The organism is Streptomyces sp. NPDC017246 (assembly GCF_044331325.1).
In the GTDB taxonomy this organism is placed as follows: Bacteria; Actinomycetota; Actinomycetes; order Streptomycetales; family Streptomycetaceae; genus Streptomyces.
This window is the reverse complement of record NZ_JBIRMW010000010.1, coordinates 187,071-209,919: the sequence shown is the minus strand read 5'-3', so window position 1 is coordinate 209,919 and position 22,849 is coordinate 187,071. Positions and strand designations below refer to the sequence as shown.

Genomic DNA, 22,849 nt, shown 5'->3' with positions numbered 1-22,849 from the left:
CCCCCGATGGCGCGTCAGCTCCGTGCGTGGACGCGGGTGCTGCCGCTGTCGAGTCGCGAGCGTAAGACACTTTGATCGGTTAACTTCCGATCGTGAACATTTCTGTACGAAACTTGGCGGCACTCGGTCTTCTGGGCGCCGTCCTCGTCGGCTGCGGCCGGGACGCCGTCGAGAGCTCACCAGCCAAGGAGCCGACCGTCCCCCGCAGCACCGCGCCCCGTGCGAGCGCGTCGCCCGGCGCCGCGGCCGGGCCCGGGCCCGCGGCCGAACCCGCCGCGCCCCCCACCATGGCACCGGGGCCCGGCGGCCTCACCCCCGTGTACACCCGCCGGGCCAGGACCGCGGAGAAGGTCGTCGCGCTCACCTTCGACGCCGACATGACGGCCGACCAGGGCCCCCGGGCCGCGCGCGGCGAACGCTTCGACAACCCGGAGCTCGTCACGACCCTGCGCCGGCTCAAGGTGGACGCCACCGTGTTCATGACGGGCCGCTGGGCGGAGGAGTACCCGGACCAGGCGAAGTCCATCGGCGGCGACCCGCGCTTCGAGATCGCGAACCACTCCTACAGCCACTACGCCTTCGCGTCCCCCTGCTACGGCCTCCCGACCGTCGCCGGACCCGACATGGCGGCCGACGTGCAGCGGGCCTTCGACGCCTTCCGCGACGCCGGGGCCGTCAACGTCGTCCCCTACTTCCGCTTCCCCGGCGGCTGCTACGACGACGCGGCACTGCGCGCGCTCGGCCCCGCCGGGGTGACGGCGGTCCAGTGGGACGTGGTCAGCGGGGACGCCTTCGCGAAGGACGCGGACGCGGTGGCCGAACAGGTCCTCGACGGGGTGAGGCCCGGCTCCCTGGTGGTCATGCACTGCACCCGCAGCGCGGCCCCCGTCACGGAGCGGGCGATCCGCCGGATCGTCCCGGAACTCCGCGCCCGCGGCTACCGCTTCGTGAAGGTCTCGGAACTCATGCGCGGCTGAACCGGCGTTCCCCGGTCCAGGCGGACGCGCGGCCGAACCGGCGTTCCCTAGCCCGAGCAGGCCGTGCGCTGGGCCTCCTGCCATTCGCAGACCGGGCACAGGGTGATGCCCTTCGTGGACTCCGGGTACTCCGTCGGCTCCTGGCACAGCACGCACGCGGCGAACGGGCCCTCGGTCGCCGTCGGGGGCTTCGGGGCGGGCTCCGGGGCGCAGTACGACGTGGACTCGCTCATGGATTCGAGCCTACTCACTCCAGGCGCGCCGTGGCACGGCACGCGAGAATCCCCGTCGCCGCCGCGAGGAGCACCGCACCGGCGCAGGCGAGCCACGGCGGGTCCGCGGTCGCCGTGCGGGCGCCGGCGACCAGCGCGGTCATCGCGTGCTTCGCCGGGGAGCCGGTGGTCACCAGGGCGAGGAGCGAGCCGAGGACGAGGGCCGCGAGGGACCAGCCGGGCGCCCGGACGAAGGGGCGGGAGGCCAGCGCGCCGACGACGGCGCCCGTCAGGGAGCAGGCGAGGGCCGCCAGGAGCCCCGTCGTCGTGGCGGCGGGCGCGGTGACGCCGCGCCGGTCGGCGGTCGCCGTCACCGCGAGGACGGCCACCGCGCCGACGAGGGCGGGCAGGGCGGTCCCCGTGACGAGCGCCGCGAGATGCGCCCGGCCCCGGCCGGCCGCCGCCGCGACCACGTTCCGTGCGGCGGGCGGCTCCTGCGTCACGCAGATCCGTACGGACCAGGCGGTCACCGGGAGGAGCGCGGCGGCGGTGAGGCCGAGCGCGCCGAGTACGGGCTCACCCACGTTCACGCCGACGCCGAGGACGGCCGCGTACAGGAGCAGTGGTGCGAGCCAGCGCTGGGAGCGGAGCAGCAGACCTGTCTGGTAGCGCAGGAGCGCCGTCATACCCGTACGCCTTCGGAGCAGAGGTGGTGGATGTGCCAGGAGGCGGAGAGGAGCGCCCCCAGAAGGTCGTCGGAGTGCTTCGCGTCGACGGTGAGGACGGTGAGGACCGCGCCGTCGTCGCCGTCGGGGCCGGGTGCGGGCGCGATGACGGGGTCGCCGGGGAGCCGGCCGGGGAGCGGGCGGTGTCCGCCGGAGACCGTGATCCGGACGCGCGGCGCCGCAGCGGGTCCCGTGAGGGCCGGTGCCGGGGCCTCCCGCCGCTCGCTGCCCGCGGCCTGTTCCGCGGCCTTCCGCACCCCTCCCGATCCCACCTCGTACACCGCGTCCGACTCCCCCGCCAGCCGTCGCGGGTCGTGGTCGACGAAGACGACCGTCGCACCCGCCGCGCGGCGTTCGCGGACCGCCGCGTCGAGTTCCGCGCGGGCCCCCGTGTCGAGGCCGGTCCAGGCCTCGTCGAGGACGAGCAGGGACGGGTCGGCGAGGAGGGCCTGGGCCACGGCGACCTTCTGGCTCGTGCCCTTGGAGAGCTCCGCCATCTCCGTACGGGCGTGCTCGGCGGCCCCGAAGCGCTCCAGCCACTCCCCCGCCCGGGCCCGCGCCGCCGTCCGGCCGAGGCCCTGGATCCGGCCCAGGTGGACCAGATAGTCGACGGCGGTGAAGGGGAGCGCGACCGGGAAGCGTTCGGGGACGTACGCGGTGCGGGGCGGTCGGCCCGTGACGCGGCCCTCGGTGGGCGCGTCGACACCGGCGAGGAGCCGGAGCAGGGTCGACTTGCCGGTGCCGTTGGTGCCGATGATCCGGACGAGGGTCCCGGCGGGCAGCTCGAGGCCGACCTCGCGGAGGACCCAGGGCCCCCGGAGGCCGTGGCGACGCCCGACCCGCTCCAGCCTCAATTCGAGGTCTTCTGCGGGGTCAGCTCGCTGGGACGGACGACCACGAAGCCCTGGCCCTCCAGCTTCAGCTGCACCGCCTCGCCGGAGCCGCCGCGGATCATCGAGCCGACGGACTGGGAGCGGTGCAGCGAGGTCCGCAGCTGCTCGCTCCAGCCGACGACGGCGTCGGTGTCGACGAAGACCGGGGCCCGGGGGCTGACGGGGATGACGATCGGGGTGCCCTCGCAGATCAGGGCGACCTTGCCGTATCCGGAGAAGACGGAGTTGAAGAGGCCGCCGCCGGTCATGCCGGCGCCCTTCACGGTCTTGATCTCGTAGTGGAGGGTGGGGTCGAAGCAGAGCACGTTGCGGCCGTTGACCGAGAAGGCGTCGCCCTGCTCGATCTCGACGATGAAGCAGTTCTGCGCCTCGTGCGCGAACCACACCTCGCCCTGGCCGCGGACGGCCATCAGGGCCAGGCCCTCGCCGGTGACGGCGCGCTTGAGCAGGCCGCCGATGCCCTGGCCCTTGCGCTCGAACTGCAGATCACCGCGGAAGGCGATCATGGAACCCTGACGGGCGTGCATCTCGCCGTTGACGGTGTACTTGACCGATTTGGCGTTCTGGAGGGTCATCCCCGGGAAATCCGCGGTCTCGGCGAGGTGTTCGCCGGTGAAAAGATCACTCTTCATGAGGGGCATCCTGTCCCGGAAGCTCTCCTTCCTACAAGAATCACTTGTGACGGCAGTGGCAGACTTGCCCGGTGAGCAGCAACGAGACCGATCTTCGCGATGAAAAGCCCCAGTTCGTCCTGCCGTTGGTCGTACGGATCGAGCGGGACGCTCCTCCCTCCCGTACCGACGCCCTGGAGACCGCGGCCCGCGCCGTCCTGGAGATCCTCACCGACGACCGCTCCCTCGGCGAGGGCGAGTGGGCCCGGGTGATGACCGACTGGCAGGACGCCCGGATCCGCAAGGTCGTGCGCCGGGCGCGCGGCGCGGAGTGGCGGCGCGCGAGCGCGCTCCCCGGGATCACCGTCACCGGTGAGGAGGCGGAGGTACGGGTCTTCCCGCCGGTCCCGCTCGACGGCTGGCCCAAGGAGCTGGCCAAGCTCCAGGTCTCGGGCACCGACCTCGACGACCCGGCCGCGCCCGGTCCGGTGCCGGACGGTGCCGCCGTGCTGTGGCTCAGCCCCGAGCTGGACATGTCGGCGGGCAAGGCGATGGCACAGGCCGGACACGGCGCGCAGCTGCTGTGGTGGGCGATGACGGACGCCGACCGGACGGCCTGGCGGGAAGCGGGCTTCCCCCTCGTGGTCCGGACCGCGACGGCCGGGGACTGGCCCGGCCTCACGACGAGCGGGCTTCCGGTGGTGCGGGACGCGGGGTTCACGGAGATCGCCCCGGGCTCGTGCACGGTGGTGTCCGCGTTCCCCCTCCCTGCCGTGTCCGGAACGGAACCTCAAATCAACCTCTGAACGTCCCCCTGTCGGGGTTCGAACGTTTCCCCCGGGGTCATCAGGTGGGTGACTGAGGACCGAAGGAGGGGGACATGACGGAACTCGGCATCGGCATCGGCTGGCGTCCCGAGATCGCTGAGGCGATCGAGGGGCTGTCCGGCGTCGACTGGGTGGAGGTCGTCGCGGAGAACATCTGCGCCGGCCATCTGCCCGACTCGCTGATCCGGCTGCGCGAGCGCGGCGTCACGGTCGTGCCGCACGGCGTCTCGCTCGGGCTCGGGGGCGCGGACCGGCCCGACCCGGCGCGGCTGGCCGCGCTCGGCGAGAAGGCGGTGGCGCTCGGGGCGCCGCTGGTCACGGAGCACATCGCGTTCGTACGGGCCGGGGGGCCGCTGACCGCGACCCCGCAGCTCGAAGCGGGCCATCTGCTTCCCGTGCCCAGGACCCGGGACGCGCTCGACGTGCTCTGCGAGAACGTACGGATCGCCCAGGAGGCGCTGCCCGTGCCGCTCGCCCTGGAGAACATCGCGGCACTGATCTCCTGGCCCGGCGAGGAGATGTCGGAGGGGCGGTTCCTGGCGGAACTGGTGGAGCGCACGGGGGTACGGCTCCTCATCGACGTCGCCAATCTGCACACCAATCACGTCAACCGGGGCGAGGACCCGGCACGGGCCCTGTCGGAGCTGCCGGTCGAGGCGATCGCGTACGTGCACGTGGCGGGAGGCGTGGAGCGGGACGGGGTCTGGCACGACACGCACGCGCATCCCGTGCCGCGCGCGGTCCTCGATGTTCTGGCGGATCTGGCCTCCCGGGTCGCACCGCCGGGCGTCCTGCTGGAGCGGGACGACGACTTTCCGGCGGCGGCGGAGCTGGGGGACGAGCTGAGCGCGATCCGGGCGACGTTGACCGGGGCCTCGGCCGGGCGTCGTGGTGGCGCGGGTCATGGGGTCAGGGCGCCGCGCGGTGGGGCCGTGCCCGCGCGTTCCGCCCCGGCGGCCCGCCCGGTGGAGGCGGCGCAGCCGCTGCTCATCGGGGCCGGTGCGCGGGTCTCCGGCGGACCGATGCCGAGTCCCGCCGCCGTCACGCCCTTCGGACCCGCCACACCCGCCGCACCCGAACCGACGCCGTCGCCCGCACCGACGTCGACGCAGGCTCCGGCCTCTCCTTCGGCTACGGCTCCGGCTCCGGCTCCGGCTTCCGCTCCGGCTCCGGCTCCGGCGCCTGAGGCCGGTGCCCGGCAGCGGGTCGCCGTCGCCCAGGCCGCTCTCCTGTCGGCGCTCGTCGCCGGGACGCCCGTGCCCGAGGGGTTCGACAGCCGGCGGCTCGGGGTGCAGAGCCGGGCGCTCGCGGCCAAGCGGGCCGGGGTGGTCGCCAAGGTCGCGCCCGAGCTGCCGGAGATCCTCGGCAAGGGCTTCCGGCCCGCGTTCCTCGCGTACGCCAGGTCCCGTCCCATGGCCGGCGGCTACCGCCGGGACGCGCTCGACTTCGCCGAGCATCTGCTGGTCGCCGGACGGCCGGAGGATCCGGCGGCACGACGGCGGCTCACGGAGTGGTGGCAGGACCGTTCCGGCAGCCGCCCGCCGGGCCTCGCCACCCGGTTCGCACGGGCCGCCCGTCACGCCCTGGTAAGGAGATGAGGTGCCCGTGAACGTCCTCACCACGCTGTACTACCTCGCCGGCGTCACCGGCATCACGCTGCTGATCGTGCGGGTCGCCCGCACCCGCGGGGGACCCGGCGGGCCCGTCCACGACCGGTACGAGGCCGCCTTCCTCAACGGCGGCCCCGCCAGGGTCGTCGACAGCGCCCTCGCCGCCCTCCAGGCGGACGGCAGGCTGGCCGTCGGCGGCCCCGGCATCGTGGCCGTCGTCCGCCCCACCGCGTACGACCCGGTGGAGCGCGCCGTGCTCCAGGCGCACGCCGCCGCCCCGCACGGGGCACTGCACCACCTGCGGACGGCCGTGATGCGGCACCCGGCGGTCCAGGAGATCGGGGACGGACTCGCGGCGCGCGGGCTCGTCGTCGACCCGGCGACCCGGCGCACCACCCTCCGGTGGTGCGGCGCGCTCGGCGTCGTCGCGCTCTTCCTCTTCCCGGTCTCCGCCCTCCTCACCGTCGTCGACTTCGCCGCCTCCGACGCGGTGTCGGTCCCGTTCGTCCTCAAGGTGGCGCCGGTGCTGCTCGCGGCCGGTGTCACGGCGATGGTCTGCGGCTCGCTCTCCGCCGGGCAGGTCACCTCGGCGGGCCGGCAGGCGGTCTCCGCGTTCGGGCGGGGGCACGCCCACCTCGCGGACGCGGGGCTGCTGGTGGCCCTGCACGGGCTTCGGGCGCTGCCGGACCCCGTCCTGCGGGAGCAGCTCCTCGCCGCCGCCCGGATCTACGGACCGCCCCGGCGGACCCGCGGCCATCGCGGCGGCCGTCCGGCGCACTACACGTCGCCCGTCGCGGACACGCACGACGACTTCGGAGCGGCCGTCGTGTGGTGTGCCGGAACCAGCGCCTGCGGCGGCGGTGGGGGCGGAGGCGGGGGCGGCAGCTCCTGCTCCGGTGGCGGATCGGGGTCGTCCTGCTCGTCCGGGTCCTGTTCGTCCGGGTCCTGTTCCGGGGGCGGCTCCAGCTGTGGCGGGGGCGGCGGCAGCTCGTGCTCCAGTTCGAGCTCGAGTTCGTGCTCCAGCTCCAGCGGGAGTTCCTGCTCCAGCTCCAGCAGCTGATCACCCGTTCGGGTGGCGGGCGCGCCCGGCCTGTCGTACAACTCGGGCATGGTCTGGGTTCCGTTGCTGCTCGTGGCGTGTGTCGTGGCCGGTGTCGGCTGTGCGCGGCTGTGCCGCGCGACGCTCGCCGCGGCCCGGCCCGGCCGCGGTGACACGTCCGGCGGCACCGCGCCGGAGCTCACCGTCGGCGAGGCGGCCTACCTCGCCGGCGGGCCGCTGCGGGTCACCGATCTGACCCTGGTGTCGATGCACCGGGAGCGTCGGCTGCTGCTGGCCCACACCGGCTGGGCGACGGTCGTGGACACCTCCGGACACCCGGGCGACGCCTTGGAGCGGGCCGTGATCGGCGCCATCGGGGCCGGTGGGCAGTCGCCGATTCCCGTCGTACGTCCGGTGGTCGCCGCCACGGACCCCGTACGCCTGCTCGCGGAGCACCTCGTCGAACGGGGGCTCGCCGTGTCCGCGGCGGGCCGCCGGGAGATCGAGGCCGGGGCGCGGACGGTGCGGACCGGTTTCCTGCTGAGTCTCGCCCTGGGAACGGTGTCGGCGCTGCTGGTGCCCGCCGCCGAACGGGCCCCGGTCCTCGCCGGGTTCGCCCTGCCGCTGCTCGCCTCGGGGCTCTGTCTGCTGATCGGGCGGATCGAGGTGTACCCGTACACCCGCTGGGCCTCTCCGGCGGGACAACGACTGCTCGCGGGTCTCTCGCCGGCCGATCCCCTGACCGCTCTCGCGACACGCGGGCCGGGAGTGCTCGAACCGGAGCTGCGCGCGGCGCTGCGCAGCCGGAGCAGGGGGGCCGAGGGGCTGCCGGGCTGAGCCGTCGAGGGGCCGAAGGGCCGCACGGCCGACGGGCTGCCGAACCGAGGGATCGCGGGGCCGAAGGTGGAAAGGCCCCGGAAATGACGCCGGTGCGGCGCGCGTCACGCGCGCCGCACCCGGAGCCGGATCCGGTGTCGCTGGAGTGGCAGGCGATGTTCCCGCCCGCCCTCTGATCTTCCGGATCGAGGGGTGACGCGCCCGGCCGGGAGCCGGGCCGCCACCGGGTTTCGTACGGCCGTCAGGCCAGGCCCGCCACCAGGTCGGCGACGCTCCTGCGGCGACCGGTGTAGAACGGGACCTCTTCGCGGACGTGCATCCGCGCCTCGGAGGCGCGCAGGTGACGCATGAGGTCCACGATGCGGTGCAGCTCGTCGGCCTCGAAGGCGAGGAGCCACTCGTAGTCGCCGAGCGAGAAGGAGGCGACCGTGTTGGCGCGGACGTCCGGGTAGCCACGGGCCATCTTGCCGTGGTCGGCGAGCATCCGGCGGCGGTCCTCGTCCGGCAGCAGGTACCAGTCGTAGGAGCGCACGAACGGGTACACCGAGACGTAGTCGCGCGGGTTCTCGTCGGCCAGGAAGGCCGGGATGTGCGACTTGTTGAACTCGGCGGGGCGGTGCAGCGCCATGTTCGACCAGACCGGCTCCAGGGCGCGGCCCAGGCGGGTGCGGCGGAAGAGGTTGTACGCCTCCTGGAGCTCGTCGCTCGTCTCGGCGTGCCACCAGATCATGACGTCGGCGTCGGCGCGCAGACCGGACAGGTCGTACGTGCCGCGGATCGTGATGTCCTTGGCCGCGAGCTGGTCGAACAGCTCCTGGACCTCGTCGGCGTAGCCGACGCGGTCCTCGGGGAGAACGTCGCGCAGCTTGAAGACGGACCACAGGGTGTAGCGGATGACCTCGTTGAGGTCCTTCGCCTTCTTACCGGCGTTCGGGATCTTTTCGGGCGCACTCATACGCCTATTCTCGCCCGTCACAGGGAGTGCCCCGCACCGGGGTCGGTCCTTTTCGACGTGGCGATGATCTCGTCGGCCGCCCGGTGGGCCGAGGCGATGCAGGCGGGGATGCCGACGCCGTCGTACGCGGCGCCCGCGACCCGCAGTCCGGGCAGGGCGGCGACGGCCTCGCGGACCCGGGCGACCCGGGCGAGATGGCCGACGGGGTACTGGGGCAGACCGCCGGTCCAGCGGGTGACCGTGGTCGCCACGGGACGGGCGGCGAGCCCGGTGGCGGCCGCCAGGTCCTTGAGCGAGGCGGCGACGAGGTCGGTGTCCTCGCGGTCGACCTGCTCCTCCTCGCCGTGGCGGCCCACGGAGGTACGCAGGACGAAGAGGTCGGAGGCGCCGTCGGCGACCCACCGCCACTTCTGCGAGGAGAAGGTGGAGGCCTTGATCGTGTGCCCGTCGACGGGCGGCACGAGGAAGCCGGAGCCCGCCAGGACGGGCATGTCGGTGCGGCGGAAGGCGAGGGTGACCAGGGCCATGGAGGCGTACGCGACCGAGTCGAGCCCCGCCGCGGCGGCGGGCGCGTGCGGGGCGAGCAGCGCCGCGGCGGGCCCGGCGGGGGTGGCGAGGACGACGGCGTCCGCGGTGAGGACCCGGTCGCGGCTCACGACCTGCCAGCCGGTGGCCCCGGTGCGGCGCAGCCCGGTCACGGGGGCGTCGGTGAGGATCTCTCCGCCGGCGGCCCGGATCGCCTCGGCGACGGCCCCGGGCAGGGTGCCGACACCGCCCTCGACGCCGAGGAAGACGGAACCCCCGAGGCCGGTGGCGGCACCCGCGGCGTCGGCGGGGACGGCGGCGCCCGCCCGCTGGACGGCGCGGACGGCGGCGGTGAGCGTGGGGTGGGCGCGGGCGGCCTCGAGGAGGGCGGGGACGGCGGCCTTCATCGAGATGCGGTAGGCGTCACCGGCGTACACCCCGCCGAGGAGGGGTTCCACGAGCCTGTCGACGACCTCGTGGCCCATCCGGGCGGCGACGTACGCGCCGATGGCGATGTCCTCGCCGATCTCGGTCGGGGGCAGCTCGGCGTCGAGGCCGATCCGGCGCACGCCCTCCGCGGAGAGGAGGCCCTCGACCGCGTGGGCGTCGCCGGGGACGCCCATGACGTGCCCCTTGGGCATGGGGACGAGCTCGCCCCGGGACCAGACGGACGCGGTCGTGGTGGCGGGGACCTGGAGCCGGTCGCCCAGACCGACGGCCCGGGCGAGGGCGACCGCCTCGGGGCGGCGGGCGAGCAGCGACTCGGCACCGAGGTCCACGGGGGCGCCCGCGATCTCCCCGGCGAGCAGCTTGCCGCCGAGCCGCGTCCCCGCTTCGAGGAGGGTCACCCGGTGGCCGGCGACGGCCAGCCGGTGGGCGGCCGCGAGTCCGGCGATACCGCCTCCGGCGACGACGACATGGGGTCCCGTGGAGTCCGCGTTCATGGGACCACTCTCTCAAATCGCCCACGGGCTCCCGCTCCGAGGCCGCCTCGCCCCCGCCGCTCCCGTTCCGAAGCCGGACCGTGACCGCATCGCTACCGCGGGAGGGCAACCCGTTCCCGGGCCTCGTACGTCGAAGAGGCGTCGAAGCGGCAACACACTCACCACCCTCGGGGGGACACGATGCGGAGCGCACGGACGACGGCGAGAAGGCGGGCGGCAGCGGCCGCGGCACTGCTGACGGCGGCACTGGTCCTGACCGGCTGCGGCGCGGGCGGCAGCGACATGGGCTCGGACGGCAAGGCGGCCGGCAAGGGGGACATGGGCGCGGCGAAGCCCGCCGACGCGCAGGCGGGCGCCGCCGACGGCTACGCGGGCGCCGAGAAGGCCCCGTCGGAGCCTTCGAAGGCCCCCGCCCGGCAGCAGCAGTACGTGATCCGTACCGCCTCGCTCTCGGTTGAGGTCGGCGACGTGACGAAGGCACTGGTCACGGTCCGCGGCGCGGCGGCGGACGCGGGCGGGCGCGTCGAGAACGAGTCGACGGAGCGGGTCGACGACGGATACGTCACCTCACGCATCGTGCTGCGGGTGCCGCAGGAGCGGTACGACTCGGTCCTCACCGAGCTCGCGGGCACGGGGAAGCTGCTGGCCCGCAAGGCCGACGCCAAGGACGTCACCGAGGAGGTGGTGGACGTGGAGAGCCGGATCGCCACCCAGCGCGCGAGCGTGGCGCGGGTGCGGGCGCTGATGCAGCGGGCGGAGAGGCTGGCCGACGTGGTGACCCTGGAGGGCGAGCTGAGCCGCCGTCAGTCGGACCTGGAGTCGCTGCTGGCCCAGCAGTCCTCGCTCAAGGACCGTACGTCGCTCGCGACCATCACCCTCCAGCTGACGGAGAAGGAGAAGCCGAGGGCCGAGGAGCACGAGGAGGAGGGCCGCCCCGGTTTCGGTGACGCCCTGAGCGGCGGCTGGAACTCCCTGGCCGGCGCGGTGGCCTGGGCGGGTGTCGTCCTGGCGGCCCTGGCCCCGTGGCTCGCGGTGGCCCTGATCGGCTACCTCGTGTGGCGTCACGTCGTCCGCCCGCGACGCGCCGGGCGCGCCACGACCCGCCCGGCGCCCCTGCCGGAGCCCCGGCCGGCGCGGAACGCGGCGGGAGCCGCCATGACCTCCGGGAGTGCCGGGAGTGCCGGGGCTCCGCCGACCGGTACGTCCGCCGGCGCCGACGAGTGAGCCGAAGGGCCGCGGGCGCTGTGAGCCCGGATTGAGTCCCCCCGAGGCGAACCGGGCCTGAAAATAGGGGGATGAGCGAACGACTGGTGGTCATCGGTGGCGACGCGGCGGGGATGTCCGCCGCGTCGCAGGCACGCAGGCTCAAGGGGCCCGGGGAACTGGAGATCGTCGCCTTCGAGCGCGGGCACTTCTCCTCCTACTCGGCCTGCGGCATCCCGTACTGGGTCGGTGGCGACGTCGCCACCCGCGACGAGCTGATCGCGCGCTCCCCCGAGGAGCACCGGGAGCGTGCCATCGATCTGCGGATGCGGACCGAGGTGACGGCGGTCGACGTGTCCGGCCGGCGGGTCCTCGCCCGGGACCTGGAGGCGGGCACGGAGGCCTGGACCGGGTTCGACAAGCTGGTGATCGCGACGGGGGCCCGGCCGAAGCGCCCGCCCCTGCCGGGGATCGACGCGCCCGGGGTGCACGGGGTGCAGACCCTGGACGACGGGCAGGCGCTGCTCGACTCGCTGGACGGGACGCCCGGCCGGCGGGCGGTCGTGGTCGGCGCGGGCTACATCGGTGTGGAGATGGCCGAGGCGCTGCTGAACCGGGGCTACGAGGTGACGCTCCTGCACCGGGGCGAGCAGCCGATGGCGACCCTCGATCCGGACATGGGCCGTCTGGTGCACCGGGCGATGGACGGTCTCGGCATCACGACGGTCGCCTCGGCGGCGGCCACGAAGATCCTGACCGGCGAGGACGGCCGGGTCCGGGCGGTGGCGACGGACGAGCGGGAGTACCCGGCGGACGTGGTGGTCCTCGGCATGGGCGTGGTGCCGGAGACCTCGCTGGCTCGGGCGGCGGGGCTGCCGATCGGGGCGCACGGCGGGCTGCTCACGGATCTGGCGATGCGGGTCCGGGGCCACGAGGACATCTGGGCGGGCGGCGACTGCGTGGAGGTCCTTGACCTGGTCTCGGGCCGGGAGCGGCACGTGCCGCTGGGGACGCACGCGAACAAGCAGGGCCAGGTCATCGGGGCGAACGCGGGCGGCGGCTACGCGACCTTCCCCGGGGTGGTGGGCACGGCGGTGTCGAAGGTCTGTGACCTGGAGATCGCGCGGACCGGCCTGCGGGAGAAGGACGCCCGGGAGGTGGGGCTGCGGTACGTGACGGTGACGGTGGAGTCGACGAGCCGGGCGGGGTACTACCCGGGGGCCGCGCCGATGACGGTGAAGATGCTGGCCGAGCGGCGTACCGGCCGGCTGCTCGGGGTGCAGATCGTGGGCCGGGAGGGTGCGGGGAAGCGGGTGGACATCGCGGCCGTGGCGCTGACGGCGGGGATGACGGTGGAGGCGATGACGGCCCTGGACCTGGGGTACGCGCCGCCGTTCTCGCCGGTCTGGGACCCGGTGCTGGTCGCGGCCCGCAAGGCGACGGCGGCGGTCCGCGCGGCGGGCTGACCCCCACCCGTGTGACGGCGACGCCGCCGCGCGAGGAAACGGCGACGCCTCCGCCCGGTGGAGCGGAGGCGTCGGCCGGAAGCGGGCGGGCGTCAGACGGCCGTCCGGGTGTGGACGTACTCGACGAGACGGCTCAGGGCGTCCGGGTCCATGGACGGCATGACGCCGTGTCCGAGGTTGAAGACGTGCCCCTCCAGGCCCTTCGCGGCGGCCAGGACCTCGTCCGCCTTGGCCTCCACGACCTCCGGGGAGGCGAACAGCACGGCCGGGTCCAGGTTGCCCTGGAGGGCCTTGCCGGGGCCGACGCGGCGGGCGGCCTCGTCGAGCGGGACGCGCCAGTCGACGCCGACGACGTCCGCGCCGGCCTCGCCCATGAGGCCGAGGAGCTCGCCCGTACCGACGCCGAAGTGGATGCGCGGGACGCCGTAGCCGGCGACCGCGTCGAACACCTTCACGGAGGCGGGCATCACCGAGCGGCGGTAGTCGGCCGGGGCGAGGGCGCCGACCCAGGAGTCGAAGAGCTGGACGGCGGAGGCCCCGGCCTCGATCTGGACCTTGAGGAAGGCCGAGGTGATCTCAGCGAGGCGGTCGAGGAGGTCGGCCCAGAGCTGCGGGTCGCCGTACATCATCGCCTTGGTGCGCTCGTGGCTGCGCGAGGGACCGCCCTCGACGAGGTAGCTCGCGAGGGTGAAAGGCGCGCCCGCGAAGCCGATGAGCGGGGTGTCGCCCAGCTCGCCGGTGAGCATCCCGATGGCCTCGGTGACGTAGTGGACGTCCTCGGGGGTCAGGTCGCGCAGCCGGTCCAGGTCGGCGCGGGTGCGGATCGGGTCGGCGACGACCGGGCCGACGCCGGGCTTGATGTCGAGGTCGAGGCCGATGGCCTTGAGGGGGACGACGATGTCGCTGAAGTAGATGGCGGCGTCGACCTTGTGGCGGCGGACCGGCTGCAGCGTGATCTCGGTGACCAGCTCGGGCCGCATGCACGACTCGAGCATGGGGATGCCCTCGCGCACCTTCAGGTACTCGGGGAGGGAGCGCCCGGCCTGCCGCATGAACCAGACGGGGGTGTGCGGCACGGGCTCCCGCCGGCATGCCTTGAGGAACGCGGAGTCGTAGGTCCGCGACTGCTGCTTCGTCTGCTGGCCCGTCGGGCGGTCGTTGGCGCTCACGCCCAGAATCTTCGCATGTGGCGGGAAGCCGCTCGTCCGGGCAGGGTGTCCCTCCCTGCACGGAGGCCCCGTTCCGCCTACTCTTCCCCGCATGGCTGCGGCTCAGGGACATTTTTCCGATCATTCCGACGGCGATCGAGGGACGGACGAAACGGCGGACAGTACGGAGGCGAACCCGGTGCCACCCGCGTTCCGGCGGGCGGTGGAGGCGTTGCGCTCGGCGCGGCTGCGACCCGAGATCGAGATCGACCCGACGAGGCCCCCGCAGCGCCTCGCCCCGTACGCGTACGCGGTGGAGGCGGCCGTCGTGGACGGCGAGGAGGATCTCGCGGACGGCCGACTGGTGCTGCTGCACGATCCGGACGGCCACGAGGCCTGGAAGGGAACGTTCCGGCTGGTGACGCTGGTCCGGGCGGAGCTGGAGCCGGAGATGGCGGCGGATCCGCTGCTGCCCGAGGTGTGCTGGTCCTGGCTGACCGGGGCCCTGGAGGCCCGGGGGCTCGTGTACGGGGAGGCGAGCGGGACCGTCACGATGGCGGGCTCGCACTACTTCGGCGGTCTCGCGGACCGCAGGCCGGCCACGCAGATCGAGATCCGGGCGTCCTGGACGCCGCGCGAGGGTCTGGGCGGGGTGCCGGACACGGGGGCGCATCTGGCCGCCTGGTGCGATCTGCTCTGCCAGATCGCGGGACTGCCTCCGGCGCCGGCGGATCAGGGGACGGGAGCGGCCGGGACGGTGTCCGGCGCGGGGGTCGTCTCGTTGCCCCAGCGGCGGGGGCCGCAGCAGGCCTGAGGGTCCCGGCGGCGTGGACGCGGGGCCCGGCGGGGGTCCGGCAGGGTGGGCACGGGGCCCGTCGTGGTCCCGGTGGCATGAACTCCGGCAGGTCCGAGGGGGGCCTGTGGCGGGGTGGCAGCACACCTCAGGGGCGGGATCAAGCCATTCCCGGGAGTGTCCGAACGGTGTCCGGACACTCCCTCGTGAGGGTGACGGAGCGGGGGCCGCTCGTAGGATGATCGATCACGCGTCCGAATTGCCCCAATTGTTACTCACCAAATCGTGATCATTCCCTAAAGGCGGGCGGCTCAGCTGCCGAAGGAGTCAGTGACCCCTTCACAGCACGGGTTCACCCCCGGTTTCTTCCCCGAGCCGGCTCCGTCCCGCACCCTTCCCCCCAGGAGGCCTGGTGTCCGTTCTCCTCGAGCAGCCCGCAAGCCTGGTCGCCTACCGCCCGAACAAGCCGACGGCCATGGTCGTCGTGGCCGACCCGCGCGTCCGCTCCACCGTGACCCGCCACCTGTGGGCCCTCGGAGTACGCGACGTGATCGAGGCTTCTTCCATCGCGGAGGCACGTCCCCGCGTCGGCAACCCGCGCGACATCTGCGTTGCCGACGTCCACCTGCCCGACGGCAGCGGCCTCACGCTGCTGTCCGAGACCCGCGCCGCGGGCTGGCCCAACGGCCTCGCCCTCTCGGCCGCCGATGACATCGGCGCCGTACGCAACGCCCTGGCGGGCGGCGTGAAGGGCTATGTAGTCACCGGAACCCGGACCAACATCGGTCACCCGACCCGGCCCGGCGCCGCCCCCATCGGCGCCGCGGCCGCACGCCTCGGCCACCGCCGCCCCCCGGGTGCCCCGAGCCACCCGGGCGGCTACCGCGAGCTCTCCGGCCGTGAGGTCGAGGTGCTCCGGCTCGTCGCGGAGGGCCAGTCGAACAAGGCGATCGGCGTCTCCATGGGCCTCTCGGCCCTGACCGTGAAGAGCCACCTCGCACGGATCGCCCGCAAGCTGGGCACCGGCGACCGCGCCGGCATGGTCGCGGTGGCCCTGCGGACGGGGATCATCCACTGACAGATCGGTCGACGAGAAGCCGGCGCCTGTCGACGGAACGTTCCGTCGACAGGCGCTTGCCGTTCACCGATACCCTTGACAGGTGACCGACGCCCAAGAGACCGCAGCAGACACAGCACTGCGCACCACCGGGGGCGGCCCCCCGGACGACGATGTCCCTGCGAATGGGCTTCCGATCCCGTTGCTGGAGCCCCGCGAGGGGATTCCGCCCGTCGTCGAGACCGAGGACGCCCTCGCCGAGGTGATCGCCGCCTTCGCCGCGGGCCGCGGCCCCGTGGCCGTGGACGCCGAGCGCGCCTCCGGCTACCGCTACGGCCAGCGCGCCTACCTCGTACAGCTCCGCCGCGAGGGCGCGGGCACCGCGCTCGTCGACCCGGTGGGCTGCCCCGACCTCTCGGGGCTCGGCGAGGCGCTCGCCGGGACCGAGTGGATCCTGCACGCCGCGACCCAGGACCTTCCGTGCCTGCGCGACATAGGCATGCTGCCGACCTCGCTGTTCGACACGGAGCTCGCCGGACGCCTCGCGGGCTTCCCCCGGGTCGGCCTCGGCGCCATGGTCGAGTCCGTCCTCGGCTACGCCCTGGAGAAGGGCCACTCGGCCGTCGACTGGTCCACCCGTCCGCTGCCCGAGCCCTGGCTGCGGTACGCGGCGCTCGACGTGGAGCTCCTCGTCGACCTGCGGGACGCCCTGGAGAAGGAGCTCGACCGGCAGGGCAAGCTGGAGTGGGCGCACCAGGAGTTCGACGCGATCGCCTCCGCCCCGCCCGCCCCGCCGCGCAAGGACCCGTGGCGGCGGACCTCCGGCATGCACAAGGTGCGCCGCCGTCGCCAGATGGCGGTCGTACGGGAGCTGTGGACGGCCCGTGACGCGGTCGCCCAGCGGCGGGACGTCTCCCCCGGCAAGGTACTGAGCGACGCGGCGATCGTGGAGGCCTCGCTCGCGGTGCCGGTGAACGTGGCCGCGCTCACGGCACTGCCCGGTTTCGGGCACCGGATGGGCCGCCGTCAGCTGGAGCAGTGGCAGGCGGCCGTCGACCGCGCCCGCGCCCTGCCGGAGAGCGAGCTTCCCCAGCCGGGCCAGCAGGTGGCCGGCCCGCCCCCGCCGCGCGCCTGGGCGGACAAGGACCCGGTCGCGGCGGCCCGTCTGTCGGCGGCGCGCACGGCGGTCTCGGCGCTCGCGGAGGAGCTGAACCTTCCGCAGGAGAACCTGATCACCCCGGACACCGTCCGCCGGGTCTGCTGGGAGCCGCCGTCCCCGGCGGACGCCGACAGCGTCGCCGCCGCCCTGACGGGCCACGGCGCCCGCCCCTGGCAGGTCGGTCTGGTGACCCCGCTCCTGGTGACGGCGCTGGCGAACGCCCAGGGCTGACCCGGCGACAGCCGTGAGTCCCCGGCCGCACGCGCGGCCGGGGGCTTCGCCGTCCTACGGGGCCGGGCCGAGGACGCCGTTGACGTCCATGTCGAAGACGCCCAGGGTCTTGCCGTCGACCTTGTGCTGCTTGAGCCAGTGCTTGGAGAGGTTGTGCACGTTCTTGTGCTGCATCTTTCACACCACCGAATGCCCCGCGCAGGCCAGCTTGACCATCAGCTTGTGGGCGCCCGCGACGGCATCGGTGCCAGCAGGAACAGGCACTCCACCTTCTCCGGGTTCTCGACCGCGTACGGTCCCATCGTGAACGCGGCCGCGGACCAGCCGATGAAGGCGACCTTCTCCACCTTGCACTCGTCGCGGATGAAGTCCACGACGGTGTTCAGCTCGTCCCGGTCGCCGTACGAGTTGGTCAGCTGGAACGGATAGTTCGGCGGGCCCGGGGTGAATCCCGGCGGCCTCGGCGTCAGCAGGGACTGCTGGGCCGGGTTGACGTTGCGGGGGTCGTCCATCGTGGGGCGCGGGGAGCGGCCCGACCCCTGGAGGTCCATCATGAAGACGTCGTAGCCGGCTTTCGCCAGCGCCTCGGCCCAGCTGTACGACTCGTGCTGGAGGTCGAAGCCGGCCAGCACCGGGACGCTCCGGCCGTGGAGCATGAGGACCGGTGTGCGCGGCCCGGCGCCGGACGTGTTGCGCCGCTCCCGTACGAAGAGCTTGACCGGCGTGTTCGCGTTCGCTGGGACGGTGGACGTGTGGGGACTGCGTGGTCGGTGGTGACGATCGCCATGGGAGTCCTTTCCGCGGCGGGGCCGGAGCCTCGCGCCCCGGCAGGTGCCACCCGCCGCCGCCGTCGGGCGGCTGCCCCGCGACACGGCCGCCCCTCTGCGCCCATCGGGTGGCGGGACCCGCCGATCAGTCGGGCGTACGCGGGGGGCGCGCGGTCGACGCGGTGGCATCCTCGGGGTGTGACCTTCGCCGCTTGCGCCCCAGGGGCTGGGCAGCCTGGTTACCCACAAGTAGCATGGGGGAAGCAAGCGCACGCTTAGGCGTGTGCCGCAGCAGTGCCATCCCGCACCCTGGAGGAGAGCCATCGTGCCTCGTACCGTCAGGGACGTCGTCTTCGTCGACGGCGTCCGCACCCCGTTCGGCAAGGCGGGCCCGAAGGGCATCTACCACGAGACCCGCGCCGACGACCTCGTCGTCAAGGCCATCCGGGAGCTGCTGCGCCGCAACCCCGGCCTGGACCCCGCGAAGATCGACGAGGTCGCCATCGCCGCGACCACGCAGATCGGTGACCAGGGTCTGACCCTCGGCCGTACGGCGGGCATCCTCGCCGGGCTGCCGCAGTCGGTGCCGGGCTACTCCATCGACCGCATGTGTGCCGGCGCGCTGACCGCCGTCACCTCGGTCGCCGGTTCGATCGCCTTCGGCGCCTACGACGCCGTCATCGCCGGTGGCGTCGAGCACATGGGCCGCCACCCCATGGGTGAGGGCGTCGACCCGAACCCGCGCTTCGTGTCGGAGAAGCTCGTCGACGAGTCCGCCCTCTTCATGGGCATGACCGCCGAGAACCTGCACGACCGCTACCCGAGCATCACCAAGCAGCGCGCCGACGAGTACGCGGTGCGCTCGCAGGAGAAGGCCGCCAAGGCGTACGCCGACGGCAAGATCCAGCAGGACCTGGTGCCGATCTCGGTCCGCCGTACCGACGCCTCCACCGGTGAGACCGGCTGGGGCCTGGTCACCGCCGACGAGCCGATGCGTCCGGGCACCACCCTGGAGTCGCTGGCCAACCTGAAGACGCCGTTCCGCGTCCACGGCAACGTGACCGCGGGCAACGCGGCCGGTCTCAACGACGGTGCCACCGCCTCGATCATCGCCTCCGAGGACTTCGCCCGGGAGCACGACCTCCCGGTCAAGATGCGCCTCGTCTCCTACGCCTTCGCCGGCGTCGAGCCCGAGGTCATGGGCTACGGCCCCATCCCGGCGACCGAGAAGGCCCTCGCCAAGGCCGGCCTGTCCATCGAGGACATCGACCTCTTCGAGGTCAACGAGGCCTTCGCCGTCCAGGTCCTCGCCTTCCTCGAGCACTACGGCATCGCCGACGACGACGCCCGCGTCAACCAGTACGGCGGCGCCATCGCCTACGGTCACCCGCTCGCCTCCTCCGGCGTCCGCCTCATGACGCAGCTGGCCCGCCAGTTCGAGGAGAACCCGCAGGTCCGCTACGGCCTCAACACGATGTGCGTCGGCTTCGGCATGGGCGCCACGGTCATCTGGGAAAACCCCCACTGGGAGGGCAAGTGAGCACCACCGCCGAGCTTCTGAAGGGCGCCGCGGAGCTCTTCCCCGACGAGGTCGTCACCAGCGCCCACGTACGGCACTTCGAGCTGCCCGCGGGTGCGGGCCGGTTCGCCCTGATCACGCTGGACAACGGCTTCGACCACACCAAGCCGACCACCTTCGGCCCGCAGTCGCTCGCCAACCTGAACACGGCGATCGACCAGGTCGAGGCCGAGGCCGCGAACGGTGAGATCACCGGCGTCGGTATCACCGGCAAGCCGTTCATCTTCGCCGTCGGCGCCGACCTCAAGGGCGTCGAGCTGCTGAAGAAGCACGACGAGGCGCTCGCCATCGGCAAGGGCGGCCACGACGTCTTCAAGCGTCTGTCCGCGCTCGCCGTGCCGACCTTCGCGTACTACAACGGCGCGGCCATGGGCGGCGGCGTCGAGGTCGGTCTGCACTGCACCTACCGCACCGTGTCGAAGGCCCTGCCGGCCTTCTCGCTGCCCGAGGTCTTCCTCGGTCTGGTGCCCGGCTGGGGCGGCTGCGCCATCCTGCCGAACCTGATCGGTGCCGAGAAGGCCGTCTCGGTCGTCATCGAGAACTCGCTCAACCAGAACCGCCAGCTCAAGGGCAAGCAGGTCTTCGAACTCGGCATCGCCGACGCGCTGTTCGAGGGTGCCGACTTCCTGGAGCAGTCGCTGATCTGGACGGCCTCCGTCCTCAACGGCTCCGTCACCGTCGAGCGTCCCGCGATCGACCGCGGCGAGGCCTGGGACCAGGCCGTCGCCAAGGGCCGCGCCATCGCCGACTCCAAGGTGCACGGCGCCGCCCCGGCCGCCTACCGCGCCCTCGAGATCATCGAGGCCGCCAAGGACGGCGACCTGCAGAAGGGCTTCGACGCCGAGGACCAGGCCCTCGCGGACCTGATCATGGGCGGCGAGCTGCGCTCCGGCATCTACGCCTTCAACCTGGTGCAGAAGCGCGGCAAGCGCCCCGCCGGTGCCCCGGACAAGTCGCTGGCCCGCCCGGTCACCAGGGTCGGTGTCGTCGGCGCCGGTCTGATGGCCTCCCAGCTGGCCCTGCTCTTCCTGCGCCGCCTCGAGGTGCCGGTCGTCCTGACCGACATCGATCAGGAGCGCGTCGACAAGGGTGTGGGCTACGTCCACGCCGAGATCGAGAAGCTGCTCGGCAAGGGCCGGATCAACCAGGACAAGGCCAACCGTCTCAAGGGCCTGGTCTCCGGTGTCCTGGACAAGGCCGAGGGCTTCGCGGACGCGGACTTCATCATCGAGGCCGTGTTCGAGGAGATGTCCGTCAAGCAGAAGGTGTTCGCGGAGGTCGAGGCGGTCGCCCCGGCGCACGCGATCCTCGCCACCAACACCTCCTCGCTGTCCGTCTCGGAGATGGCCTCCAAGCTCCAGCACCCGGAGCGCGTGGTCGGCTTCCACTTCTTCAACCCGGTCGCGATCCTCCCGCTCCTGGAGATCGTCCGCGGCGAGAAGACGGACGACGCCTCCCTCGCCACCGCGTTCGGTGTCGCGAAGAAGCTGAAGAAGACCGCGGTCCTCACCAAGGACGCCCCGGCGTTCGTCGTGAACCGCATCCTGACCCGCTTCATGGGCGAGATCCAGAACGTCATCGACGAGGGCACCTCGGTCGAGACGGCCGAGAAGGCCATCGAGCCGCTCGGTCTGCCGATGTCCCCGCTGGTCCTCCTGGAGCTCGTCGGCCCGGCGATCGGTCTGCACGTCTCCGAGACCCTGAACCGCTCCTTCCCCGAGCGCTTCACCGTCTCGCCGAACCTCAAGCGCGTCGTCGAGGCCGGCAAGCGCGGCTTCTACGTCTACAAGGCCGAGAACGGCTTCAAGCCGGAACTCGACCCGGAGGTCGCCGCCCTCCTCGTCCAGGGCGACTCCGTCCTGACCGAGGAGCAGGTCCGCGACCGCGTCCTGGACGCGGTGGCGCAGGAGATCGGCCTGATGCTGGAGGAGGGTGTCGTCGCCGAGGCGCAGGACATCGACCTCTGCCTGATCACGGGCGCGGGCTGGCCCTTCCACCTGGGCGGCATCACGCCGTACCTGGACCGTGAGGGCGTCTCCGAGCGCGTCAACGGCAAGCCGTTCCTCGCGCAGGGCGTGGCGAGCGTCCCGGCGTAACGCCTCAGGGCGTACGCGTACGGCCCCGGCACCTTCTCCAGGTGCCGGGGCCGTTCCCGTTCTCTTCGGGGGTGCGGCCGTCAGGGGGTGACGGTCACCCTATGGACCGCCAGCTCTCCAGGAGCAGACCCTCCGCCCCGGCCTTCTGCCGGGTGGTGATCGGCGAGGCCCCGCCGACCAGGGACGCCGCGACCAGGCGCCCGTCGAGGCCGCGCGTGAGGACGGTGTCGAGCTCGTCCTGCGGCTCTCCGGTCTCCGACCACTCGATGCCCTCGCCCTCCTGCTCGCTCGGGTAGGCGGCGAGGGCGAGCCGGCCGTCCGCGGACTGCTGGGCGAGGACCGTGCAGTCGAAGCCGTCGATGAGACAGCGGGTGGCGGCGAGCCGGCCGGTGCCGACCGCCTTGCCGAGGGGGGTGGGCTCCAGGTCGCGCCCGGGCGACCAGGCGCGGACCTGTCCGGCCTTGTCGACGTAGAACAGCGTCGCGTGCCCGGAGGGGCCGGTGACGGCCGTGAGGGTGCCGAAGGTGACCTCGGCGGGCAGGACGTCCTTGCGGACGGGGCGGCCGCCGGACTCCTCCTGGACGTAGCGCAGGAGGCCCTTGTCGGTGGCCGTGAGGAGCTCGACGCGCCCCTCGCCGTTGCAGACGGCGACCGGGGAGGGGTCGGTGCTCCAGCCGTGCAGGTCCCACCAGGGGTGCCAGCCGCCGGCGTCCTTCTGGGCCCGTACGCTCAGTCCGCCGCCCCCGTTGCGGACGAAGGCGTACGCGCGGCCCTGGGCGTCCACCGCGACGGCCGGGTTGCCGGTCCACGGCCCCTTGCCGTTGGAGTGCCCGATGGGGCGCCAGGCCACCGCCGGGCGGCCCGTCTGGAACTGGACGCTGTGCACCAGTTCGACGTGCCCCTCTCCCCCGGTGGTGGGCCGCAGACCGACGAGGTGGACGTAGCGGTCGGCGCCCTGGCCGACCGCGAGGAAGGGCGTCAGACCGTCGCCGCCGAGCGAGACGGGCCCGCTCCAGCCGCCGTCCGGCTCCTCGGTCCAGCGCACCACCTCTCCGTCCCGCGGCAGGTAGGCGCTGAACCGGCCCTCCTCCCCTCTGGTCAGCCATGCGCCCTGGAGCAGAGGGGCGGCGGAGGAGCCGTGAGAACGGTCGGCGGGGGCCTGGGATCGATTCGCCATGGGGGGATCCAGCACTCC

General features: G+C 73.4%; 21 protein-coding genes. 12 read left to right on the top strand and 9 right to left on the bottom strand.

All coding sequences use genetic code 11. The features are described from left to right. The first annotated feature begins 92 nt into the window (after nucleotides 1-92). On the top strand, nucleotides 93-977 hold the full coding sequence (locus ACH4MY_RS23800) for a polysaccharide deacetylase family protein (RefSeq protein WP_398005737.1): 885 nt from the start codon (nucleotides 93-95) through the stop codon (nucleotides 975-977). A 47-nt stretch (nucleotides 978-1,024) separates the two neighbouring features. On the opposite strand, the gene ACH4MY_RS23795 is transcribed toward ACH4MY_RS23800, so the two are convergent. The 4 genes from ACH4MY_RS23795 to ACH4MY_RS23780 are packed head-to-tail and all read right to left on the bottom strand — an operon-like array spanning nucleotide 1,025 to nucleotide 3,439. Next, entirely contained in the window at nucleotides 1,025-1,210 is a 186-nt protein-coding gene (locus ACH4MY_RS23795) for a hypothetical protein (RefSeq protein WP_398005736.1), read from the bottom strand. Between the two features lie 14 nt (nucleotides 1,211-1,224). Beyond that, nucleotides 1,225-1,875, bottom strand: coding sequence for an ABC transporter (locus ACH4MY_RS23790; protein WP_398005735.1), 651 nt, complete (start codon nucleotides 1,873-1,875; stop codon nucleotides 1,225-1,227). Further along, nucleotides 1,872-2,768 (bottom strand): ATP-binding cassette domain-containing protein, encoded by an 897-nt coding sequence (locus ACH4MY_RS23785; protein WP_398005734.1) that lies wholly within the window; start codon nucleotides 2,766-2,768, stop codon nucleotides 1,872-1,874. The genes ACH4MY_RS23790 and ACH4MY_RS23785 overlap by 4 nt, the downstream gene beginning before the upstream one ends. Continuing rightward, nucleotides 2,765-3,439, bottom strand: coding sequence for an AIM24 family protein (locus ACH4MY_RS23780; protein ID WP_398005733.1), 675 nt, complete (start codon nucleotides 3,437-3,439; stop codon nucleotides 2,765-2,767). The genes ACH4MY_RS23785 and ACH4MY_RS23780 overlap by 4 nt, the downstream gene beginning before the upstream one ends. A gap of 71 nt (nucleotides 3,440-3,510) precedes the next feature. Between ACH4MY_RS23780 and ACH4MY_RS23775 the strand changes: the two genes are divergently transcribed. From ACH4MY_RS23775 to ACH4MY_RS23760, 4 genes are all read left to right on the top strand, one after another. Next, on the top strand, nucleotides 3,511-4,224 hold the full coding sequence (locus tag ACH4MY_RS23775; RefSeq protein WP_398005732.1) for an aminoacyl-tRNA hydrolase: 714 nt from the start codon (nucleotides 3,511-3,513) through the stop codon (nucleotides 4,222-4,224). Nucleotides 4,225-4,298: 74 nt separating this feature from the next. Further along, on the top strand, nucleotides 4,299-5,843 hold the full coding sequence (locus ACH4MY_RS23770; protein ID WP_398005731.1) for a DUF692 family multinuclear iron-containing protein: 1,545 nt from the start codon (nucleotides 4,299-4,301) through the stop codon (nucleotides 5,841-5,843). Nucleotides 5,844-5,850: 7 nt separating this feature from the next. Beyond that, complete coding sequence (locus ACH4MY_RS23765; protein WP_398005832.1) at nucleotides 5,851-6,915, top strand: TIGR04222 domain-containing membrane protein; 1,065 nt, start codon at nucleotides 5,851-5,853, stop codon at nucleotides 6,913-6,915. A 48-nt stretch (nucleotides 6,916-6,963) separates the two neighbouring features. Further along, nucleotides 6,964-7,731, top strand: a complete 768-nt coding sequence (locus ACH4MY_RS23760) for a TIGR04222 domain-containing membrane protein (protein ID WP_398005730.1) — start codon at nucleotides 6,964-6,966, stop codon at nucleotides 7,729-7,731. A gap of 241 nt (nucleotides 7,732-7,972) precedes the next feature. On the opposite strand, the gene hemQ is transcribed toward ACH4MY_RS23760, so the two are convergent. Both hemQ and hemG read right to left on the bottom strand, forming a co-directional pair. Then, nucleotides 7,973-8,686 (bottom strand): hydrogen peroxide-dependent heme synthase, encoded by a 714-nt coding sequence (gene hemQ, locus ACH4MY_RS23755; RefSeq protein ID WP_398005729.1) that lies wholly within the window; start codon nucleotides 8,684-8,686, stop codon nucleotides 7,973-7,975. 17 nt (nucleotides 8,687-8,703) lie between these two features. Further along, nucleotides 8,704-10,155, bottom strand: coding sequence for a protoporphyrinogen oxidase (gene hemG, locus ACH4MY_RS23750; RefSeq protein WP_398005728.1), 1,452 nt, complete (start codon nucleotides 10,153-10,155; stop codon nucleotides 8,704-8,706). 180 nt (nucleotides 10,156-10,335) lie between these two features. Here hemG and ACH4MY_RS23745 point away from each other — a divergent pair, with 180 nt between their 5' ends. Both ACH4MY_RS23745 and ACH4MY_RS23740 read left to right on the top strand, forming a co-directional pair. Continuing rightward, nucleotides 10,336-11,379, top strand: coding sequence for a DUF4349 domain-containing protein (locus ACH4MY_RS23745; protein WP_398005727.1), 1,044 nt, complete (start codon nucleotides 10,336-10,338; stop codon nucleotides 11,377-11,379). A gap of 71 nt (nucleotides 11,380-11,450) precedes the next feature. Next, nucleotides 11,451-12,824 (top strand): FAD-dependent oxidoreductase, encoded by a 1,374-nt coding sequence (locus ACH4MY_RS23740; RefSeq protein WP_398005726.1) that lies wholly within the window; start codon nucleotides 11,451-11,453, stop codon nucleotides 12,822-12,824. 92 nt (nucleotides 12,825-12,916) lie between these two features. On the opposite strand, the gene hemE is transcribed toward ACH4MY_RS23740, so the two are convergent. Next, nucleotides 12,917-13,993 carry a uroporphyrinogen decarboxylase gene (gene hemE / locus ACH4MY_RS23735; RefSeq protein WP_398005725.1) on the bottom strand — a complete coding sequence of 359 codons (1,077 nt, stop codon included), beginning with the start codon at nucleotides 13,991-13,993 and terminating at the stop codon, nucleotides 12,917-12,919. Between the two features lie 91 nt (nucleotides 13,994-14,084). On the opposite strand from hemE, the gene ACH4MY_RS23730 reads away from it, so the two are divergent. From ACH4MY_RS23730 to ACH4MY_RS23720, 3 genes are all read left to right on the top strand, one after another. Further along, nucleotides 14,085-14,786, top strand: coding sequence for a DUF3000 domain-containing protein (locus tag ACH4MY_RS23730; RefSeq protein WP_398005724.1), 702 nt, complete (start codon nucleotides 14,085-14,087; stop codon nucleotides 14,784-14,786). A 391-nt stretch (nucleotides 14,787-15,177) separates the two neighbouring features. Further along, entirely contained in the window at nucleotides 15,178-15,843 is a 666-nt protein-coding gene (locus ACH4MY_RS23725; protein ID WP_015037008.1) for a response regulator transcription factor, read from the top strand. A gap of 82 nt (nucleotides 15,844-15,925) precedes the next feature. Beyond that, entirely contained in the window at nucleotides 15,926-17,212 is a 1,287-nt protein-coding gene (locus ACH4MY_RS23720) for a ribonuclease D (RefSeq protein ID WP_398005723.1), read from the top strand. Nucleotides 17,213-17,427: 215 nt separating this feature from the next. On the opposite strand, the gene ACH4MY_RS23715 is transcribed toward ACH4MY_RS23720, so the two are convergent. Then, nucleotides 17,428-17,868 carry an alpha/beta fold hydrolase gene (locus ACH4MY_RS23715; RefSeq protein ID WP_398005722.1) on the bottom strand — a complete coding sequence of 147 codons (441 nt, stop codon included), beginning with the start codon at nucleotides 17,866-17,868 and terminating at the stop codon, nucleotides 17,428-17,430. 436 nt (nucleotides 17,869-18,304) lie between these two features. Between ACH4MY_RS23715 and ACH4MY_RS23710 the strand changes: the two genes are divergently transcribed. Together ACH4MY_RS23710 and ACH4MY_RS23705 are read left to right on the top strand one after the other, a co-directional pair. Continuing rightward, on the top strand, nucleotides 18,305-19,519 hold the full coding sequence (locus ACH4MY_RS23710) for an acetyl-CoA C-acyltransferase (protein WP_189835818.1): 1,215 nt from the start codon (nucleotides 18,305-18,307) through the stop codon (nucleotides 19,517-19,519). Beyond that, nucleotides 19,516-21,654, top strand: a complete 2,139-nt coding sequence (locus ACH4MY_RS23705) for a 3-hydroxyacyl-CoA dehydrogenase NAD-binding domain-containing protein (protein ID WP_398005721.1) — start codon at nucleotides 19,516-19,518, stop codon at nucleotides 21,652-21,654. The genes ACH4MY_RS23710 and ACH4MY_RS23705 overlap by 4 nt, the downstream gene beginning before the upstream one ends. 94 nt (nucleotides 21,655-21,748) lie before the next feature. Here ACH4MY_RS23705 and ACH4MY_RS23700 read toward each other — a convergent pair whose 3' ends face one another. Then, the gene (locus tag ACH4MY_RS23700; RefSeq protein ID WP_398005720.1) at nucleotides 21,749-22,831 is read right to left on the bottom strand and encodes a hypothetical protein; all 1,083 of its coding nucleotides are present in this window, start codon (nucleotides 22,829-22,831) and stop codon (nucleotides 21,749-21,751) included. Between the last annotated feature and the right edge of the window lie 18 nt (nucleotides 22,832-22,849).

Excerpts from the sequence above, each read along its gene's own strand:
- ACH4MY_RS23730 (WP_398005724.1), top strand. The coding sequence starts at position 14,085 with ATGGCTGCGGCTCAGGGACATTTTTCCGATCATTCCGACGGCGATCGA.
- hemQ (WP_398005729.1), bottom strand. The coding sequence starts at position 8,686 with ATGAGTGCGCCCGAAAAGATCCCGAACGCCGGTAAGAAGGCGAAGGAC.
- ACH4MY_RS23790 (WP_398005735.1), bottom strand. The coding sequence starts at position 1,875 with ATGACGGCGCTCCTGCGCTACCAGACAGGTCTGCTGCTCCGCTCCCAG.
- ACH4MY_RS23795 (WP_398005736.1), bottom strand. The coding sequence starts at position 1,210 with ATGAGCGAGTCCACGTCGTACTGCGCCCCGGAGCCCGCCCCGAAGCCC.
- ACH4MY_RS23700 (WP_398005720.1), bottom strand. The coding sequence starts at position 22,831 with ATGGCGAATCGATCCCAGGCCCCCGCCGACCGTTCTCACGGCTCCTCC.
- ACH4MY_RS23780 (WP_398005733.1), bottom strand. The coding sequence starts at position 3,439 with ATGAAGAGTGATCTTTTCACCGGCGAACACCTCGCCGAGACCGCGGAT.
- ACH4MY_RS23740 (WP_398005726.1), top strand. The coding sequence starts at position 11,451 with ATGAGCGAACGACTGGTGGTCATCGGTGGCGACGCGGCGGGGATGTCC.
- ACH4MY_RS23760 (WP_398005730.1), top strand. The coding sequence starts at position 6,964 with ATGGTCTGGGTTCCGTTGCTGCTCGTGGCGTGTGTCGTGGCCGGTGTC.
- hemG (WP_398005728.1), bottom strand. The coding sequence starts at position 10,155 with ATGAACGCGGACTCCACGGGACCCCATGTCGTCGTCGCCGGAGGCGGT.
- ACH4MY_RS23715 (WP_398005722.1), bottom strand. The coding sequence starts at position 17,868 with ATGCTCCACGGCCGGAGCGTCCCGGTGCTGGCCGGCTTCGACCTCCAG.
- ACH4MY_RS23770 (WP_398005731.1), top strand. The coding sequence starts at position 4,299 with ATGACGGAACTCGGCATCGGCATCGGCTGGCGTCCCGAGATCGCTGAG.
- ACH4MY_RS23745 (WP_398005727.1), top strand. The coding sequence starts at position 10,336 with ATGCGGAGCGCACGGACGACGGCGAGAAGGCGGGCGGCAGCGGCCGCG.